The following is a 19,157-nucleotide window of genomic DNA, read 5'->3' as shown; positions in this document are numbered from 1 at the left end:
GGCAGTCCTTGGTTAAAACATTCCCTACTGGACTTTTCGGCAGAATCCGAATGAAACTTGTGGTTTTTCGTTAGGAAACAAAGACTGAATCAGAGTGAGACTAAAAAGGGTACGGACACACTTTGTCCCGTACCCTTTACGTCATTTATAAATCTAAAAATGGGACATATTTAAAAGGTACGTCCTTACCTCGCAGGTAAGGACGTACCTTTTGGAATTTAGGAATTTTTGTTGAGCCACTCTGCCATTGGTAAGGCGAAATAGGTGAAGATGATGTCGGCGCCGGCTCTGCGAATAGAGTACAAAGTTTCTACCATCGCGCGAGTTTCATCGATCAAACCCACTTTTGCTCCGTGCTTGATCAAGCCGTATTCACCACTTACGTTGTAAGCTGCTACTGGAATGGACGTGTGCGCTTTTACTTTTGCGATCACATCAAGGTACGACAACGCAGGTTTCACCATCACGATGTCAGCACCCTCGGCGACATCCAAATCGATTTCGCGAATAGCTTCGCGCGTGTTTCTGAAATCCATTTGATAGGTTTTTTTATCACCAAATTTAGGAGCTGAATCCAAAGCCTCACGGAATGGACCGTAAAACGAAGATGCGTATTTTACTGAATAAGAAAGAATGCCTGTGTCGATCAAACCTTCCGCATCCAAGGCTTCACGAATGGCACCGACTCTGCCATCCATCATGTCTGATGGAGACACGATATCAGCACCCGATTTTGCGTGAAGAACGCTCATTTTTGCCAGAATCTCGACCGTTTCATCATTCAAGATGAGACCGTTTTTCACTACGCCATCATGTCCATCCGAGGAGTAGGGATCTAGAGCAACGTCAGTGATCAGCGTTACATCAGGGAACTTGTCGCGAATTTTCTTCAGAGTTGTGGGCATTAAACCATTCGGGTTAAGCCCCTCTGTCCCCGTTGTATCTTTCTTGGTTTCTGGCAGAGCAGGAAAAAGGTCGAAGCTTTTCACTCCCAATGAAACCGCGCGAGCCACCTCATCTAAAATTAAATCAGGGCTCATACGATAAATGCCCGGCATTGAGGCAATCTCTTGCTTCTGTCCAGTGCCCTCAACTAAGAACAGTGGGAGCACGAGTTGCGACGGTCGGAGGTCAGTTTCCGCCACCATTTGGCGCACAGCTTCCGTACGACGGTTTCTTCTGGGTCTGTGTGTCAATTTCATATAGATCCTCGCTTCGCATGTCAGATGTTGTCTCAGCTTGGGAAAACATCGTAAATGACATTTCAATGACACTTTAATGAAAGGTTAGTGATAAACCTAATAATCAAGATGGAAGATATACTTCTCGTTCACAGAAAATCCAGCAAAAATTTTGCAGAATCCCTGCAAGATTCAGCCGTGTTCAAGACATGCCTTCGTCAGATTTTATTCTGCCGCGAAGACGAATTGAATTCAATGTTGGATGTTATCGAATCTGAAGATCAGGTTCTACGTGGAGAGAAAGCTTTCAGCCTTCTACTTGAAATTCTTTGTGGTCTTCATTCCCCAATCGTGGGTGAAACAGAAGTTCTAGGTCAATTCCGTAATTTCATCGATGCTCGTAAAGCCGCTGGCGACACTTTGTTTGGCGATAACCAGAAATGGTTGAACTTCGTTATGACTGAAGTGAAACGCACTCGTGCAGAACACTTGGTGGGAATTGGTTCACAAAGTTATGGCAGCCTTCTGCGCCGCTACTCCAAGGATATGGAATCCGTTTCTATTTGCGGTTCCGGACAATTGGCGCAAGAAATCCTTCCGTGGCTGGCACATAAAAAATCCGTTCAAGTTCTTTGCCGTGAATGCACAAAGATGCGCAGCTTTGCAGAGAAATACGATAATTTGACTATTTCTAACTACAACGAAGCTTACGTTCATGGAGAAGCGATGGTGATTGCCGCGCCTCTTTCTGATGCACGCATCTTGGAATTGATCAGCAAGCAGGATACTCGTCCGCATGTGATTTATGATTTGCGCGGTGAAGATAACAATCTAGCTGCAATTATTGAAAGTCAGTTCCCTCACGTGACTCTCATGACCCTTCAACAGTTCTTTGCTGAAATCGAAGAGACCAAAAAGGACAGACAAACAAAGATCGAGCAAATCCGCGAGTTCTTGTTTGAAAAAGCCTTGGCCTTCGCGCAAAGAACGGAGCTTCGTCCACTTGGGTGGGACGATATATGCGCTTAAAGATTTCCGCGAGAAAAAGTGATCTGGCCCGCCTCCAGGCCTATATGGTTGGCGAAATTCTAAAAGAAAAAAATCCGGGACTTGAAATCGAATTCAAGTTCAAAGAATCCTTGGGTGACATCAACCTAACGACACCTCTTTGGCAAATTCCAGAGAAAGGTGTTTTCACAGAGGACTTCTTTGGCGAGTTGATTCGTGGTGAAACCGATATGGTGGTTCACTCTTGGAAGGACCTTCCGACGGAAGCTAAAACAGAAACCGTGATTGCAGCGACACTTCCTCGCGCCGATCAACGTGACTTGTTGCTGGTTAAAAAATCACACTTTGAAAAACTGCGCACTTCTAAAAAAATGAACGTGTTCAGCTCTTCACCTCGTCGTGAATATAATCTGACGAATTTCTTTAAAGAACATCTTCCGTTCAACTTGGAATCAGTCAAATTCGAAAGTGTTCGTGGAAATATCCCCACACGTATCCGCAAACTTTTAGAAGCTCCTGAAACAGACGGTTTGATCGTTGCGAAAGCGGCATTAGATCGACTGTTGACGGCGAAAGAACCTGAATTCAAAGAAGTTCAAGGTTTGCTTCGTTCGTACTTGGATCAAGTTGAATTCGCCGCTCTTCCTTTAAGCATCAATCCGAATGCAGCCGCTCAAGGTGCATTGGCTGTCGAGATCAAAGCGGATCGTGCAGATTTAAAAGCATTACTAGCTAAAATCGACAATCCAACGACATTCCAATGCGCGCAAAAAGAGCGCGACATCCTGGCGAGCTTTGGTGGCGGTTGCCATCAAAAGATCGGTGTGGCTGTTTTGTCCCGTCCCTACGGTGAGATCACGATTCTAAAAGGTCTGACTGACGGCGGAACTGTTCTAGATAAACGTGAATTGAAACCTTCTGTCGTGTCCCCGAAATTTTCTGCGGATCAAATGTGGTCTTCCGAAGTTCGCGCGGAAAGAAAAGTCCTTAACGGCTGGAAAATTCCGACAGGAACAAACGCCTTGTATGTTTCGCGTTCTGAATCTTGGCCAGAATCTTTGAAGTTTGACCAATACATTTGGACGGCAGGAACTCGCACTTGGAAAGCCATGGCTCAAAAAGGCGTATGGGTTCACGGTTGCTCTGAAGGTTTGGGTGAACAAGAAGAATCCCGCATCGATATCCTGGCCGGTAAATCTTTGTCTTGGGCAAAACTGACTCACGACACGGGTTACGAAGAAGGCGCACGCCAAATGCCTCTGGTTGCGACTTACACTTTGGGTGAGCAAAACAATGCGACGCCTGTGACTGGTAAAGAATGCTTCTTCTGGAGCAGCGGCAGTCAGTTCCTAGATACAGCAAAAAAACATCCTGAAGTTCTAAGCAAGCACCACGCTTGTGGTCCTGGCAACACTTTCAAAATCATCCGTCAGTATCTGCAAGAGCAAGGTCACTTCAACGAATCAAAATTAAATATCTACTTGGATCAAGAAAACTGGAGACAGCAATGCACAAAGTAACTGAACCCACTTCGACGCTGTCGAAGTATACTTCTGAAGAACTCTTCCAACGCGCTTTGAAGGTGACACCAGGAGGAGTTCACTCCCCGGTTCGTTCTTTTAAAGGTTTGGATCGTGCTCCTGTTTTCTTTAAACAAGCTGAAGGTGCTTTTCTTACTTCTGTTGAAGGCAAAAAGTACATCGACTTCTGCCAAAGCTTTGGACCGTTGATCCTGGGTCACCGTGACGCTGAAGTGGCTGAAGAAGTTCATCGCATGGTGGACACCGCTTGGACTTTCGGGGCCACTGAAATTTATTCTCTGGAATTGGCAGAGTGGATTTCCTCAACTCTTCCGTTCATGCAAAAACTTCGTTTCGTATCTTCTGGTACAGAAGCGGTTATGTCTGCATTGCGTGTCGCGCGTGCAGCGACAGGTCGTAGCAAAATCTTGAAATTTGAAGGTTGCTACCACGGTCACGTTGATAACTTGCTAGTTAAAGCAGGTTCAGGCTTGGCGGGTGCAGCGGCTTCTTCTTCAGCGGGTATTTCTGCTGAGGTAGCAAACACGACTGTTGTGGCTCCCCTTGATGACGAAGCGAAACTTGAAGAAGTCTTCGCAGCTCAAGGTAAAGACATCGCGGCTGTGATCATTGAACCACTTCCTGCCAACTACGGTCTTTTGATTCAACGCCAAGAATTCCTTAAAAAAGTATCTGAAATTTGCAAAAAGAACGGCTCTTTGTTGATCTTTGACGAGGTGATCTCTGGTTTCCGCGTAGGCCTTGAAGGCATGGTTGGAAAAACAGGCATCACTCCAGACCTTGTGACTTACGGTAAAATTATCGGTGGTGGTTTCCCAGTGGGTTGCTACGGTGGTCGTGCTGAATTGATGAACATGGTTGCTCCAAGCGGTGATGTTTACCAAGCAGGTACTTTGTCAGCGAATCCAATCGGTATGCGCGCGGGGCTTACGACTCTTAAAAAGATGCAGCGCTTGGATGGCTGGAATGTTCTTGAGAAACGTACTCAAAAATTCGTTCAAAGCCTGCGTGATGGTTTCGCTAAAAAAGGTATTCCACTTAAAGTTGAACAACATTCTTCTCTATTCTGGATCCACGGCGATACTAGCGGCAAAACAATCCGTACTATCGAGCAAATCCCTGCCAACCAAAGCTCTACTTTCAAAACTTTGTTCCTAAAAGCTTTGGATAAGGGCGTTTACTTGGCTCCAAATGCTTACGAAGTAGGTTTCGTTTCTATGGCTCACACAGATGAATTGCTAGCTGAAGCTGCAAATATCATCGTAGGTTCTGCGGAGTAATTAGTAATGAAAAACTTCATCAAATCACATTTGAAAACAGTGCTCGCGATCATCTGGTTCGCGTTCACGTTTGCACTTGTGGCTTGGTGGTGGGTTTTCTTTTTGATGCAGCTTGAAGGAGCTCGTCAACACCGAATGATCGCGTGGGAAGGTTCGATTCTGTTGGGATCCATCCTTATTGGCGGTATTTCTCTGATTGTCTTCACCTTCCGCGATAAACAGCGCCACGATCGGCTGCGTTTCTTTTTCTCGACTTTCAGTCATGATATCAAAACTTCAATTGCCCGTTTAAGACTGCAAGCTGAAGTTTTGGAGGAAGACTTGCAAGGTAACAGCCCGCCAGTCATGAAGCGTTTGATTTCTGATATTCAGCGCCTGGATTTGCAGCTTGAGAATTCCTTGTTACTAGCGAATCTTGAGGTAAGCCCTCTCTTGCATGAAGAAATACAGTTAAGTGACTTGATGGCCAACCTTCGCAGCGAATTTGCCGATCTGTCAGTTGAGCTTGAGCGAGACGCCAAAATCTCTGGCGACCGCAGAGCCTTGATGAGTGTCGTCAGAAACCTTCTGCAAAATTCCGTTTTACACGGCAAAGCTACCACTGTTCGCATTCGCGTGCGTGCTTTGAACAGCAGCCGCCTTGAAGTGATCTTTGAGGATGACGGACTGGGTTTTAAAGGTGAAACGAACAAACTTGGTTCTGCGTTGTTAAATTCTAAAGATTCCCGCGGAAATGGTATCGGACTTTTGATTACGAAACGTCTGATGGAAAAAATGCGCGGAGACATCAAGTTTGAATCCACTGAAAATGCTGGTTTTAAATCGGTTCTACACACGGAGGGTCATCTATGATGAGAAAAATCCTCCTGGTTGAAGACGATCTTTCTTTGGGTGAGACACTTACGGAACGCTTGCGCAAAGATTACGAAGTTTCATGGGGTAAAAGCGTCGCAGAAGCATGGTCTTTATTTAGTAAAAATAAAGATTTCGATTTAGTCTTATTGGACGTGGGCCTTCCGGATGGAACCGGCTTTGAACTCGCAGCAAAAATGAAGAAGCTGTCGCCCGTTTTATTCTTATTCTTAACGGCGCAGGCAGATGCAGAATCCAGACTGCAAGGTTTTGAGTTGGGCGCTTCCGAATATATTCCAAAACCCTTTCATCTAAAAGAGCTTTTGATCCGCGTGAAAAACGTCTTGGATTCTCATGCTCCCCTAAAAGAAATACAGCTTACAGGCTGCGTGATTAATTTTACCAACATGTCTGTGCGTAAGAACTCGGGGCAAATCGAGTACCCTGCTGTCACTGACATGAAGATCCTACAGTTATTAATTGATAAATCTCCCCGCGTGCTAAGTCGTGATGAAATCATGAACGAAGTTTGGGGGGTGGATAAAAATCCAAGCCACCGTACGATTGATAATATCATCGTTCGTCTGCGCCACTTGTTGGGCGAGGACGGCGATAAAAACATTCGTTCTGTGCGCGGCATCGGCTACCAATGGTCCCCGGAGGAAACACAAGTATGAACACACTATTTCACAACGCACTTCAAAGAAAAGCTCAGAAAACTCCTCCTATTTGGTTCATGCGTCAGGCCGGTCGTTATCACCAGCATTACCAAGGTATGAGAAAGAAAAACTCATTCGAAGAGCTTTGTAAAACTCCAGAGCTAGCTGCGGAAGTAGCACGCGGTCCGGTTGCTGAATTTGATTTCGACGTCTCAATCCTATTCTCTGACATCCTATTCCCATTGGAAGCTTTGGGCATGGGTTTGAAATACACAGATGCTCACGGTCCTCAATTAGGCTTTAAACTTAATCCTGAAACGATCAACAACTTGGGCGAAGTAGCCCCTGCGATCGAATTCATGAAATTTCAAAAAGAAGCTGTGATCGCGACTCGTGAAGTGCTGCCGAAAGACAAAAGCTTGATCGGTTTTGTCGGTGGTCCTTGGACATTGTTCGTTTACGGTGTTGAAGGTTCCCACGCGGGTTCTTTGATTCAATCTAAAGTATTGATCAACATGTTCCCGAAATTCTTGGAAAAGATGCTTCCGCTTTTAAAAGCCAACATTCAACTTCAATTGGATGGTGGCGTTGAGCTTGTCATGATCTTTGATACAGCTGCTGGTGAAGTATCTCCGTTGTTCTTTAAAGAATGGATCCAACCGGTGATCTCTGTTCTTGCCAAAGAATTCCCAGGGAAAATCGGCTACTATTCAAAAGGCACTCAACCGACATTCTTTAATAAAGAATTCGCAGAGCTTCCATGGGCTGGACAAGGTTTTGATCACCGCTGCTACATCCCTGAGTGCTTCAAAGTTCAAAACAAGGGCTTCGTTCAAGGTAACTTCGATCAGAGTTTGTTATTTATGGAAGATGGCGATTTCAAAAAAGCTGTCGCAAATTTCCTGGCTCCCATGAAGGACATGTCCCTTGAAACTCGTGCTGGTTGGGTCTGTGGATTGGGCCATGGTGTTCTTCCTAAAACTCCAGAGAAAAACGTAAAACTATTCATCGAGACTGTGCGTGAGGTGCTTTCATGATGATCAAAAATTTACTAGCCAAATACGATGTGCCGGCTCCGCGCTACACATCGTATCCGACAGTTCCTTACTGGGAAACAAATCCCACTCGTGATCAATGGGTATCCCATTTGAAAACAACGTTGCAAAAAGGTGATGGCGGTTGGTCTTTGTACATCCACATCCCTTTCTGCGAAACTCTTTGTACTTTCTGCGGTTGCAATAACATCATCACGAAAAGCCACACCAAAGAGTCCCCTTACGTCGACATGCTCTTGAAAGAGTGGAAACTTTATACTGAGCAAGTTCCGGAGCTTTTGAAATCTCCTTTGAAACACATCCATTTGGGTGGTGGAACTCCAACGTTCTTGTCTTCAGAGTCGTTGCTTCGTCTGCTGACTCCGATCGTAAATGACTGCAAGTTGGATACTGAGCACTTTGAAGGTTCGATTGAAGTGGATCCTCGTCGTACGACCGCCGAACAACTTAAAGCTTTGCGCACGTTGGGTTTTAATCGTGTCAGCATGGGTGTTCAGGATTTCAATCCTGAAGTTCAACGTCTGGTAAATCGTATTCAACCTTTAGAAATCACAGCGAACCTTTCAGAAGAAGCTCGCAAATTGGGTTATACGTCTGTGAATTTTGACTTGATCTATGGCCTAGCAAAACAAACAGCAGAATCCATCCGTGAAACTGCTGAAGCCACTGTAAAACTTCGTCCAGATCGTATTGCTCTGTACAGTTTTGCGCTGGTTCCTTGGATTAAGCCTGCTCAACGTCTATTTAAAGACGAAGATCTTCCAAAGGCTGCTGAAAAACGTGAGTTGTACGAAATCGCTCGCGGCATCCTGATCAAAGCAGGTTATGTCGAAGTAGGTATGGATCACTTTGCCTTGCCGACAGATAACTTGAGTATCGCGATGGATGAAAAGCGCCTGCACAGAAACTTTATGGGTTACACCGATCAAAGAACCGACGTCCTTTTAGGACTGGGGGTCTCTTCGATCTCTGAAACTCCGTTTAGCTTCCATCAAAATGAAAAGGTATTGCCTTTATACGAACAATGCTTAAACGACGGCGTTTTGCCGACGATGCGTGGTCACATTCTGACCGACGAGGACCAAGTCCGTCGTCGCCAGATCTTGAAATTGATGACAGAGTTCGAAGTGGACTTCCTGAGCGCCGAACAAGAAGCGCAAGCTTCTGATTTCTTGGCCGAGATGATCAAGGACCATTTGTTGGTAATCAAAGATCATAAATTGGTCGTTCTTGAAGCAGGCCGTCCGTTTTTGCGTAACGCCTGCGTCTTCTTTGATGAACGCTTAAAGACCAAACAACCTCAAACTAAGATATTCTCTCAATCGATATGAAAAAGATCACGGTGGTGGGAGCAGGCTTTGCCGGACTTACATTGTCCCTAAAGCTTGCTCAAAAAGGATTTCAAGTTGAGCTTCACGAAAAGTCCTCTCGCTTAGGCGGACTTTTGGGAACAGACTATACAGAGCATGGAATGGCAGAACGCGCCGCCAACTCGATGATCCTATCCAATCGCTCGGAGAGACTTTATCAAGATATCGGTCTTGAGCCTGCGTTCCCTCTGGAATCCTCTAAGAAAAGATTTATCTTTAGAGGTTTTCCCAAAGCAGTTCCCTTAAATCCTTTCGAAGTTTTGGCAGTGGCTTTCAAAGTCGTTCCCAGAGTTCTGTTCGCCAAAGCCTCTCTTAAGCCAAAACCAATGGAAACATTGGAAGCGTGGGGGCTACGCCGCTTGGGTAAAGCACCGACGCGTTTCTTGTTGGGACCTGCAATGCAGGGAATTTACGCCAACGAACCTCAAGACTTGAGCGCATCCCTCATTCTGTCACCCATGTTCAGCAAAGACCGCGAAAAATTCCGTGGTATGATGACAGGACCTCGGGGTATGCAAGATGTTGTGAATCACCTGGAATCCGCTTTAAAAAAGTTAGGCGTTCAGATTCACTTGAATTCAAATTTAGATATTTCAAAAGTAGCGGGACCTGTCGCGCTCGCAACTTCTGCTTCGGCCGCTGCAGAACTTTTGAAATCTTACTCTCCTGATATATCAGCTCTTTTAAACCGCGTGCGCATGTCTTCACTGATCAGCACGACGGTGTTCTTTGATAAATCTCAAACAAAATACAAAGGCTTTGGCTGCTTGATCCCCCGCGGATTGAGTCTGCGCACCTTAGGTGTGTTGATGCCTCCTTATATCTTTGCAGGTCGTGATAAAACCTACAACGAGACTTGGATCATGGGTGGCAATAACAATCAGGATCTTTTGGATTTGAACGATCAAGCCCTTAAGGATTTGATCAACTCCGAAAGAAAAAAATTGTTCAAACGCCAAGACAGTATTTTAGAAGCAAAAATCAACCGCTGGAACAAAGCTTTGCCGATGTACGATCTTGAACTTGAGAAAGTTCAAAATGAATTGGCAAAAGCGAAATTACCAGAAGGTTTATTCCTGCATGGGAATTACTTGTCTGGAATTGGCCTTAGTAAAATTTTAGAACGCAGTGAACGTTTAAGTGAAGAGATCGCGAGTCAACATGGCTAAAACAGGCGTATTACTACTCAACATCGGGAGTCCTCGCTCTTACGAAGTTCCAGATGTTAAAAAGTATCTGACACATTTCTTGATGGATAAGGAAGTCATCAATCTGCCATTCATCTTACGTTGGCCGTTAGTAAATCTTTTGATCGTTCCCAAGAGAGGGCCTATCTCTGCTGGAAACTATAAGAAGATCTGGATGGAAAATGGCTCCCCGCTGACTGTTTACACGGTGGAGTTCGCAGAAATGTTGCAACAGGAACTGGGTGACAAGTATCTGGTAAAAGTGGGTATGCGCTATAGCGATCCGGATATTCCAACCGCATTAAAAGAGTTTGCAGCGGCGGGAATCGAGCATGTTTTACTGGCTCCGATGTATCCTCAATATGCTGATGCGACAACGGGATCTTCACTGCGAGAGGTTGAACGTCAGATCAAAAAGCTTCATCTGAACTTCAAGGTAAAAAGCATCCGCGATTTCTATCAACATCCTTCGTTTGTGGACCCGGGTGTGGAAATTGCCCAAGAGTTTTTAAAAGGAAAGGAAGTCAGTCACTACCTGTTCTCCTTTCATGGCTTGCCCGAAAGCCACGTGAAAGTAAACCAAGGGTGCCTAACCACCGCCGACTGCTGTATCCAACCCAATGCCTGCAATAAGCCATGTTACCGCGCCCAGTGCCTGGCGACGGCCACATCGATGGCAGCAAAAATGGGTCTTTCGAAAGATCAATGGAGTCTCTCGTATCAATCACGATTGGGCCGTGCTGAGTGGTTGAAACCTTCGACAGAAGAAACTATCGCAAAACTTGCTGATAAAAAGAGCATCGCCGTTCTATGTCCCTCGTTCGTCGCAGATTGTATCGAGACATTGGAGGAAATCGGTATTGGTGGTGAAGAAACTTTCCATCATGCCGGCGGCAAAGACTATCACTTGGTTCCTTGTGTAAACGTGAACGAAAAATGGGTGAATAAGTTTGCCCGTTTCGTGGAATCTCAAGGTTGAGCCGATACTCTATTTTGACCCACTGCATTTTGATATATGCCAAAACCTGGATAGACTTGGGGTCCTAACTATTCAGGAGTAAGCAACTTTGAAAACGACATCATGGAAGTCAGTTCTGTCCGTATTGGCACTGACTCTTTCTGTTTCTGTACCCGTTCAATCTCACGCAGGCTTAGACATTTTTGAACCATCAAAAGTTCTAGAAAAAATCCGCAAACAAATCGCAAAACAAGATATCGGCGCGACAATTGGTTTGAGCGGTGATCTTATCGATGGACTCAACGTTTCGTTGAAATACAAAGCGAAATCAGAACCGTCCTATCTGGATGGTTACTACACTCGCCTGGACAAGTATATCCTTACGACGAATGTGGATGTGGGCGATTTGATGAGTGGTGATATCACGCCATTCGGATTCAAAGTTGAACAAGGCACGGAAGTTTACTTTGCTCGTCAGTTCAAATCTCAAAGCGATTCTATCAAAGCGATGCCTTACACATTGAATCGCATTCCATTCACAGCTCAAAAAGCTGTGGAAAAGTTGAAGATTGGTGACTTCGTTGCTCTTCAAGGGAAATTAAATATCGTTTTCTCAATTGGCGGAGCGACAGATTTGAATCCAACAATCGAGTTGGGTGGATCTACTCACATCTATATGTCGGGTGATTTCATGATTCACTTGTACCGTATGGAAAACGATAAAATCCGTGTGAAGCTGATCACCATGAGAAGCCGCGGAACAGGTGCCGGTGCTTCTATTGATTACCTTGGAAAACTTAAAGTTATTGGTCTTCGTGTGATCGACAGAAAGCTCGAGCGTTGGGTTGACTTGAAACCGGCGTCTTTGAACTTTGGTAAGTCGTTAAATGACGTCTTCATGCTGGATTACGTATTCGACTTGAAGAATCCAGATGCGGCGTTAGCTTATAACAACTTCATGTCTAAAAAATTGAAATTCAAAAACTTGAAAGTGATTGATCCGACGGCTTCTCGCCCTGAATTACAAAACGAACTTTTGACGGATATGTCAGAGATCGAAGACATGTACATGGCAGATCACAACTTGCCACCGGAACAACGTCGTATCGATCGCGTGTTCAAGGGCTCCAATACTTCCATCGACATTATGTCTCGCTATAAGCTTTCTATGAGCTTGTTACGCCTGGAAGCGAACACTTTGTATTCTCAAAATAAATTGCAAAACTACGATTCAAACAACGTTGAAAAGCAATACATCTTGGATACATACCAAAAGACGGCTCAATCTAAAATCTTCTATGGCATCTGGGGTAATAAAATCACAGAAGGTGATCACATCATCTTTAATTCAAATCCAGCTTGGACTCCCGGAACTTTGGTAACGGCATCGCACTTTTACGAAGCACGTATGAGAAACGTTTCCAAAAAAGATTTCGGAAAAATGCAAAATCGCGCTGCGGAAGTTTTGCCCGAGTGGATTTATCGTCAAATCGATTGGAAGCACTGGGATTTCTCTGATGGCGACATTGTGAATGGTTACTTCCGTCATCAGGTTTGCATCATGCCTGAAGCTTACGCGGCCCTGCCGAACTATACGACGTCGCAAGTTCAAAGAATGTTCACAGATTATTTGGATTCTAAAGGCGAAACTTTGGATCAATTGAAACGTGGCAAGATCGAAAAAATCGCTATGAACTTCTCATACCTTTTGCAGAATGCCATGACGGATAAAGCCCGTTATGAGGCTTTCAGAAATTTGCAGAAAATTGCGATGTGGCGTGATCACGGTGCTTATTTCATCCTGACGTTGCTTCCAGATTCTCAGTTCGAACATTTGGTGACGTACGAAATGACATTCTCGGGTCGTAAATCTGATTCGATCAACTTCCGCTTTGGTAACTTCGAAAAACAACAGCTGTATCAATCATTGCTGTACATCCAAAACTTGATCAATGATCGCTCATTCGATCTGCGCTTGGTAACGGACTCGACGGGCGGAAATAAAAAACCTTAATCTCAACCCGAAGGGCTTCATTAAGAAGCCCTTTTTTATTCCCCACTTCTGTCCAAACTGAATTTTAATTGCGTAATTTGAGTCAGCGCGACATTAAGCTTCCTTCAAACCAAATCCGCCCTTTGCGCGCGAAAAAGCTTGCCTCGGTAACTCCCCTAAATTTCACGCGTTTTCCCTCTGAAAGTGGCCTTCCTGGCAGCTTTGGAAAATAATACACTCCTGCCGCCTGCGTGCGATCACGAAAAGTTTCCGGCGACTCCATTTAGAGCTTTAGATTAAGGGATTTTAAGTATATTAACCGAACCCGAATTGCTAAGTAGACCAGCTCAATTACATCTAGGGGATAAGGGGAATAGGGTGTCATTCTTGAGATTACAACTGGCATTAATGGCGTTGATCGTGACCTTCACGACGTCTGCTTACGCGAAAGTCTATCTGAACTCGTCGTGCACAATGAAGGCTAACTCCGGCAAGATCGAAGGCAACGACGCTAAAAACGACAAATTCCCATTAGCTTCCATTTCCAAAATCGTCACATCTTTGTGGGCCATCGAAACACTAGGTGCCAACTACCGGTTCACAACTCGCATTCACGTTACCAAGAAATCCGTTGGCACTTACGATATCCATTTCGAAGGTGGTCAAGATCCTATGTTCGGTCGCAGTGTGGGATATTTTATTCTGGCACAGCTTGCGATGAGAGAAATGGGCATCAAACAGGTCGACACACTTTCCTTTGACCAAAATGTTTTAATGGAATGGAACGTGGAAGAGCCTTCTTCAATCGCGGGCGACACCAAATACTATCCAGATCTTCCTTCACAAGTCGCGCACGTACAGCATGAACTGCAAAACGGTTTCATGACTCCGATCGCGGACAACTCTTACAGATACTTACGTAAAATCTCTAAAGATATCGGGATCAAACTTCCTGAAACAAAGCCCAACATCAAATTCGGTACAGTGGGATATTTGCCTAAAGAAGAATTCAAGAAAACTGCAAACACAGCAACTTTCATTTATAAGTCAGCTCCTCTTTACAAAATTCTTAAAAGCATGAACAACAAATCCAATAACTATGTGGCAGACCACTTGTATTGGAATTTAGGTGATACGCCGGCATTTAATCAATATCTGCAAAATGCCTTAAAGATGGATAACCGCGACCTTGAGTTCAATTTGGGCTCAGGCAACAACGCTGACTATATCTCTAAAAAGAAATACGATTATAACGAAGGCACTTGCACTGCCATGATCAAAGTGTTGGTGCGCTTGAATGAAGTCTTGGCAAATCAAGGTTTGTCATTAACTGATGTTATGGCCGTGGCGGGTAAAGACTCTGAATCGACAGTGGGAAGATTCGGCGGAGTGATGGACAGTGCCATGGTCGGTAAAACCGGCACCGTTGACAAAGCTAAAACGCTAGCGGGAACCGTTTCAACTGGTAACGGCACAATTTATTTCGTGATCTTGATGCACAAAGATTCTTCCGGAGAAAACGGCTCCGCTGCAAACTCCATCAAAGAACGAATCCGCAATCTTTTCGGCATCAACAATGGCGCTAAAAAGTTTGATTATAATGAAATCACGGCCCTCCCCTTTGATAAAGAATCCGCTCTGGTCTTGGAATACGGGCTTACCTTGGAGAGCTTTTAATGATTAATGTAGCTATTTGGATTTTCTATGTTTTGGTTGCAATCTTCACTGTATTTGGCCCAGTACGCGCTAAAGGCAGCACTATTGACGATTTGAACAAATCCATCGAGCTACAAAAAAACGTCGAAGTTAAGAATGTCATCCAAACACCAAGCTTTGACCCTGGCATGAGAGACGATGAAAGCATGACGCCGCTAATGACAGCGGCGATGCACGGGAACACCACTGCCGTAAAACTACTGTTGGATAAAAAAGCGAACTTAGAGCAAAGAAATAAGTTCGGTGATACAGCGTTGGCTTTGGCAGTTTCAAATGACCAAGAAGCCACCGCTAAAATGCTAATTGCAGCTGGGGCTCAGGTTGACGTCGCAGTTCTTTCTGACAACAAAGACACGTTGTTAATCACAGCTGCCAAAAGCAGCGAAAAAACCACGCGCATGATTCTTCAAAAGAACAAAAAAGTGATCAACCAAACAAACGCTTTGGGTAACACGGCTTTGATTGAATCCGTTCGTGCTGGTTATACGAATATTGCAAAACTACTTGTACAAAATGGCGCTGACGTCGCTATTAAAAACAAAGAGGGCAAAACTGCCCTAGATCTTTCCAAAGAAATGAATAACAAGTCTTTGGTTTCTCTTCTGTCTAAAAAAATAAAAACGACAGAAACATCAACTAACTAAAAAGTGCCATCAGCAGTGGGATTAAGATGGCAGTCATAAGACCATTTAACGCCATCGCAAGTCCCGCAAAAGCTCCTGCAACTTGATTTACCTGAAATGCTCTGGCTGTTCCCAGCCCGTGCGCTGACAAGCCTAAGGCAAATCCACGAACTGCGGGATCATGCACTTTCACCATATTCAAAACGACAGTTGCAACAGCCGCCCCGAATAATCCGGTAATCATCACAAACACTGTCGCAAGCGATGCCGTCCCGCCGATTTTTTCAGCAATGCCCATTGCAATGGGTGTCGTCACTGATTTCGGTGACAAGGAAATCAAAACTTCCTGCGGAAGATCAAAGACCTTTCCGATCATCACGGCACTTAAAATCCCGATCAATGAGCCAATCACCAGAGCTATCACTAGCGGAACCATTAGTTTTTTAAGACGATCCAGCTGAGCATACAGAGGTAATGCAAATGACACAGTTGCAGGACCCAACATAAAGTGAATCGGTCGCGCGCCTTGGAAGTATTCCTGATAAGGAATGCCCATAAATAGGATCACAACCATCACGCCCAGAATCCCAATCAATGCGGGACTGAGCAAAGGATGCTTATTCCCCTTATCACTGATTCTTAAGGCAAATAGATACATCCCAAATGTCAGGATCAACGAGAACAACTCAATCATGAGCTTCCCCCTTGTGACCTTTCACTTTCAACAGCGTATTAAAGATCAAAGCCGTCGCCACGATTGTGATTGTTGTGCTGATGATAATGGTGATAACAATCGCCGCCCCATGCTGTCCAAACAGATCAAAGTACTCAATCATTCCCACGCCCGCCGGGATAAAAAATAGCGAAAGATGCTGACTGATAAAAATGCCTAGGCTTTCCGTACGACTTTTCAAAACCGGAAAGAACACCAACGCCCCAAAGAAAAAAACCATGCCCATCACCGGGCCTGGGATGAATAGGTTGAAGTAACGAACTAAACCCTCACCCAAAAATTGAAAAAACAGCAGGATAAACAACGCTAAGATCATGACTCCACGATAAGGGAGCCCATCCCTTCAGTCACACTAGTAATTTAACAGATTCAATCATGGAAAATAAAAAACCCCGGGGATGTGCTCGCCGGGGTTGGTTTTTTAAGAGAACAGCTTTTTGATAAAGCTGGTGATCTTGTTGCCGATAGTTTGTTTCTTAACCGGCTGTCTGCGAACTGCACTTGCGCCTTTACGGGGCTCATGGCGTTTGTGAGGGCCTTGTCCACCTTGGCGATTGTCGGCGCGTTTATGCGTGCCGTGAGGTTTCGCTGCTCCATGCTCGGGACGTTTTGCATGTCTTGGACTTGGTCCATCTGACTTCGTCGCTGAAGCCCCTTTGCGCTCTTCGCGTGGAGGTCTGTTGTCACCGCCACTGCGGTTTTCACCGCGCGGGCCGCGACCTTCACGACGGGGACCACGGTCGCCCTCTTTACGAGGACCACGGTTGCCACCTGGGCGACCACCCTCACGACGAGGACCGCGTTCGCCGCGTTCACCACCCTCAACTGATTTTGGATAGTGACCATCGAAACGATCTGGGAATGGTTTAAACTCTTGGATCAACTGTTCGTTTTCCAAGTAACCCACTTCAATTTTGTGCTTCAAATAATCTTCAATGCGAGTCAAAGACTCGATGTCTTTTTCCCCCACCATTGAAAAGGCCTGACCTGTTGTCCCTGCACGGCCCGTACGGCCAATGCGGTGAACGTAAGATTCAGAGTCCATTGGCAATTCGTAGTTGATAACAAGGTCAACGCCCTTGATATCCAAACCACGAGCCGCAACGTCTGTCGCCACCAAGATATTCAGGTGATTTTCAGCTTTGAACTGTTCGATCACACGATTGCGCTGAGCTTGAGTCAAAAGACTTGAAATCGCCATTGCAGGCACATCGTTATCCACCAAAAACTTCGTGATCTTTTCCACATTCAATTTGAAGTTAGTAAAGATGATCGCTTGTTTTGGATTGTGCAATTTAAGCAAAGACAAAAGGTGCTGAGGTTTTTCAGCGTTGCCCACGTGGAAGATTTGGTCTTTCACGTTTTCAGCTTTAGCTTGGTCCCGGCTGATGTTGATTTCAACCGGCTCGGAACCAAATTGGTAAGCCGTGTTCAATACGTCAAAGTTCAATGTTGCAGAGAAAACTAGGAACTGACGTTCACGAGGCACTCTTTGCAAGATGAACTTCATGTCGTCTTTGAAGCCCATGTCGAACATGCGGTCCGCTTCGTCGAATACGATGGCGCGAACTTGCTTCAAATCAACCAAGTGTTCTTTGTACAAATCAATCAAACGACCTGGGGTTGCTACGATGAATTCAACACCGTTTTTCAACGCCTCTTTTTGTTTGTCGTATCCAGTGCCGCCATAAATTGCGAAACCACGAAGGCCGCTGTCAGCACCGAACTTGATGATATTGTCTTGAACTTGTTCCGCCAATTCACGAGTTGGAACCAAAACTAAAATAAAGTTTTGTGGCTTCCAATCTTTGAAGGCGCGTTTTTCTTTGATTTCTTTTTCAGCATCAGTAATTTCACCGTGAGCTGGGCGAGCGCGCAAAATACGCTCCATCAAAGGAAGAACAAAAGCTGCTGTTTTGCCTGTGCCCGTCTGTGCGAGGCCGGCTACGTCTTTACCATCCAGAATAATTGGCATGGCTTGCGCTTGAATTGGACTGCATTCTTCGTATCCAATTTTTTGGATGGCAGTCATCAAGGCAGGATCTAAATTCAACTCTGAGAATTTCAACTTTTACTACTCCGGGTTTATGGCCCAAACCTACTTTTCGGTGGCCTAAAAGTCACCAACAAAGCTTTTTAGGGCCTCGATAAAGGCTTGAGGCTGATCTGAGTGGACCCAATGTCCAGCCCCTGGGATTTCGACGCCCTTAATCATCGGGTTCTCTGCCAATATTCGCTGATAAATATCAGCTTTTAGCTCTTGAGATTTCTCCCCGCGGATCCAAAGGGTCGGCATTTTGAGGCCGCGAATCTGTTCCCAACGCTCCTGCGTGTGGCCAGCCTTCACAGATTCAATGATACCATGCTTTGAAAAACGCCAATCAACGGTCCCGTCTGGTTTTTCCACCATGTTGGAATAGAAGTATTGAGCCATAACTTCGACTTTTTCTCGGGTCTTTGCCGTTTTAACAAAGTCTTCCATGAAATATTTGCGAGCTTCGTCACGAGACGCAAAGGGAGTGGGCGCCAGATTCAAGAGATACTCATAGTACTCGTACGCCTTTGGATTCGCTTCAGGGCCTATATCTTCGACGATCAGCTTTTCAACATATTCGGGATACATAGAGGCAAAAGCCAATACATTACGGCCACCCATTGAGTGACCGACCAAGATGATTTTATCCCACCCGATTTCATCAACAATTTGTTTTAGGTCATTGGCATAATCCTCGGGGGCATAGCCCGTTTCCGGCTGAAAAGATCTGCCGTGGCCCCGTTGATCATAGGCTAAGCATCTTTCCGTGGCTTCGAGGCCGGAAATGATCCGTCGCCAGTTTTGACCGTAGCCCATAAGCCCATGAATAAAGACCCATTTTCGTCCATTTTCTGGACCATAGAACTGGTGATTGAAGTTATCCAAGTATGCCATATCGAAACTCATCCTGCTCTCCTTGCGGGGGTATTTCAAGTTTGAATTTTGGCCCGAACAGGAGTAACTTCA

17 protein-coding genes are annotated in these 19,157 nt (G+C 45.2%); 12 read left to right on the top strand and 5 right to left on the bottom strand.

Annotated elements, in window-relative coordinates:
• Positions 1-218: 218 nt before the first annotated feature.
• Positions 219-1,202: a porphobilinogen synthase gene (gene hemB / locus B9G69_RS16830; protein ID WP_088615673.1), complete on the bottom strand. Its 984-nt coding sequence runs from the start codon at positions 1,200-1,202 to the stop codon at positions 219-221.
• 108 nt (positions 1,203-1,310) lie between these two features.
• Between hemB and B9G69_RS16825 the strand changes: the two genes are divergently transcribed.
• The 12 genes from B9G69_RS16825 (at position 1,311) to B9G69_RS16770 (ending at position 15,444) form a co-directional block, all read left to right on the top strand.
• A complete protein-coding gene (locus B9G69_RS16825; RefSeq protein ID WP_088615674.1) occupies positions 1,311-2,210 on the top strand; it encodes a hypothetical protein in 900 nt (299 codons plus the stop codon).
• Entirely contained in the window at positions 2,201-3,709 is a 1,509-nt protein-coding gene (hemC, locus tag B9G69_RS16820; RefSeq protein WP_088615675.1) for a hydroxymethylbilane synthase, read from the top strand. The genes B9G69_RS16825 and hemC overlap by 10 nt, the downstream gene beginning before the upstream one ends.
• 17 nt (positions 3,710-3,726) lie before the next feature.
• Entirely contained in the window at positions 3,727-5,010 is a 1,284-nt protein-coding gene (locus tag B9G69_RS16815; RefSeq protein ID WP_088617190.1) for a glutamate-1-semialdehyde 2,1-aminomutase, read from the top strand.
• A 6-nt stretch (positions 5,011-5,016) separates the two neighbouring features.
• Positions 5,017-5,862 (top strand): sensor histidine kinase, encoded by an 846-nt coding sequence (locus B9G69_RS16810; protein ID WP_088615676.1) that lies wholly within the window; start codon positions 5,017-5,019, stop codon positions 5,860-5,862.
• Positions 5,859-6,539: a response regulator transcription factor gene (locus B9G69_RS16805; protein ID WP_176400958.1), complete on the top strand. Its 681-nt coding sequence runs from the start codon at positions 5,859-5,861 to the stop codon at positions 6,537-6,539. The genes B9G69_RS16810 and B9G69_RS16805 overlap by 4 nt, the downstream gene beginning before the upstream one ends.
• A complete protein-coding gene (locus tag B9G69_RS16800) occupies positions 6,536-7,558 on the top strand; it encodes a uroporphyrinogen decarboxylase family protein (RefSeq protein ID WP_088615677.1) in 1,023 nt (340 codons plus the stop codon). The genes B9G69_RS16805 and B9G69_RS16800 overlap by 4 nt, the downstream gene beginning before the upstream one ends.
• Positions 7,558-8,907 (top strand): oxygen-independent coproporphyrinogen III oxidase, encoded by a 1,350-nt coding sequence (gene hemN / locus B9G69_RS16795; protein WP_088617192.1) that lies wholly within the window; start codon positions 7,558-7,560, stop codon positions 8,905-8,907. The genes B9G69_RS16800 and hemN overlap by 1 nt, the downstream gene beginning before the upstream one ends.
• On the top strand, positions 8,904-10,115 hold the full coding sequence (locus B9G69_RS16790) for a protoporphyrinogen/coproporphyrinogen oxidase (protein WP_088615678.1): 1,212 nt from the start codon (positions 8,904-8,906) through the stop codon (positions 10,113-10,115). Before hemN ends, B9G69_RS16790 begins: the two co-directional genes overlap by 4 nt.
• Positions 10,108-11,112 carry a ferrochelatase gene (gene hemH / locus B9G69_RS16785; protein ID WP_265437852.1) on the top strand — a complete coding sequence of 335 codons (1,005 nt, stop codon included), beginning with the start codon at positions 10,108-10,110 and terminating at the stop codon, positions 11,110-11,112. Before B9G69_RS16790 ends, hemH begins: the two co-directional genes overlap by 8 nt.
• A gap of 88 nt (positions 11,113-11,200) precedes the next feature.
• A complete protein-coding gene (locus B9G69_RS16780) occupies positions 11,201-13,105 on the top strand; it encodes a hypothetical protein (RefSeq protein WP_088615680.1) in 1,905 nt (634 codons plus the stop codon).
• Positions 13,106-13,471: 366 nt separating this feature from the next.
• Complete coding sequence (locus B9G69_RS16775; protein ID WP_265437851.1) at positions 13,472-14,761, top strand: D-alanyl-D-alanine carboxypeptidase; 1,290 nt, start codon at positions 13,472-13,474, stop codon at positions 14,759-14,761.
• On the top strand, positions 14,761-15,444 hold the full coding sequence (locus tag B9G69_RS16770; protein ID WP_088615683.1) for an ankyrin repeat domain-containing protein: 684 nt from the start codon (positions 14,761-14,763) through the stop codon (positions 15,442-15,444). Before B9G69_RS16775 ends, B9G69_RS16770 begins: the two co-directional genes overlap by 1 nt.
• On the opposite strand, the gene B9G69_RS16765 is transcribed toward B9G69_RS16770, so the two are convergent.
• The 4 genes from B9G69_RS16765 to B9G69_RS16750 form a co-directional block, all read right to left on the bottom strand.
• Positions 15,437-16,117 carry an LrgB family protein gene (locus B9G69_RS16765; protein ID WP_088615684.1) on the bottom strand — a complete coding sequence of 227 codons (681 nt, stop codon included), beginning with the start codon at positions 16,115-16,117 and terminating at the stop codon, positions 15,437-15,439. The genes B9G69_RS16770 and B9G69_RS16765 overlap by 8 nt on opposite strands.
• Positions 16,110-16,472, bottom strand: a complete 363-nt coding sequence (locus B9G69_RS16760) for a CidA/LrgA family protein (protein ID WP_088615685.1) — start codon at positions 16,470-16,472, stop codon at positions 16,110-16,112. The genes B9G69_RS16765 and B9G69_RS16760 overlap by 8 nt, the downstream gene beginning before the upstream one ends.
• Positions 16,473-16,577: 105 nt before the next feature.
• Positions 16,578-18,224 carry a DEAD/DEAH box helicase gene (locus tag B9G69_RS16755; protein ID WP_088615686.1) on the bottom strand — a complete coding sequence of 549 codons (1,647 nt, stop codon included), beginning with the start codon at positions 18,222-18,224 and terminating at the stop codon, positions 16,578-16,580.
• A 45-nt stretch (positions 18,225-18,269) separates the two neighbouring features.
• The gene (locus B9G69_RS16750; protein ID WP_254916894.1) at positions 18,270-19,097 is read right to left on the bottom strand and encodes an alpha/beta fold hydrolase; all 828 of its coding nucleotides are present in this window, start codon (positions 19,095-19,097) and stop codon (positions 18,270-18,272) included.
• Between the last annotated feature and the right edge of the window lie 60 nt (positions 19,098-19,157).

The organism is Bdellovibrio sp. SKB1291214, from assembly GCF_002209355.2.
Classification (GTDB): Bacteria; Bdellovibrionota; Bdellovibrionia; order Bdellovibrionales; family Bdellovibrionaceae; genus Bdellovibrio.
The sequence above is the reverse complement of the archived record's forward strand: the minus strand, read 5'-3'. Positions and strand labels throughout refer to the sequence as shown.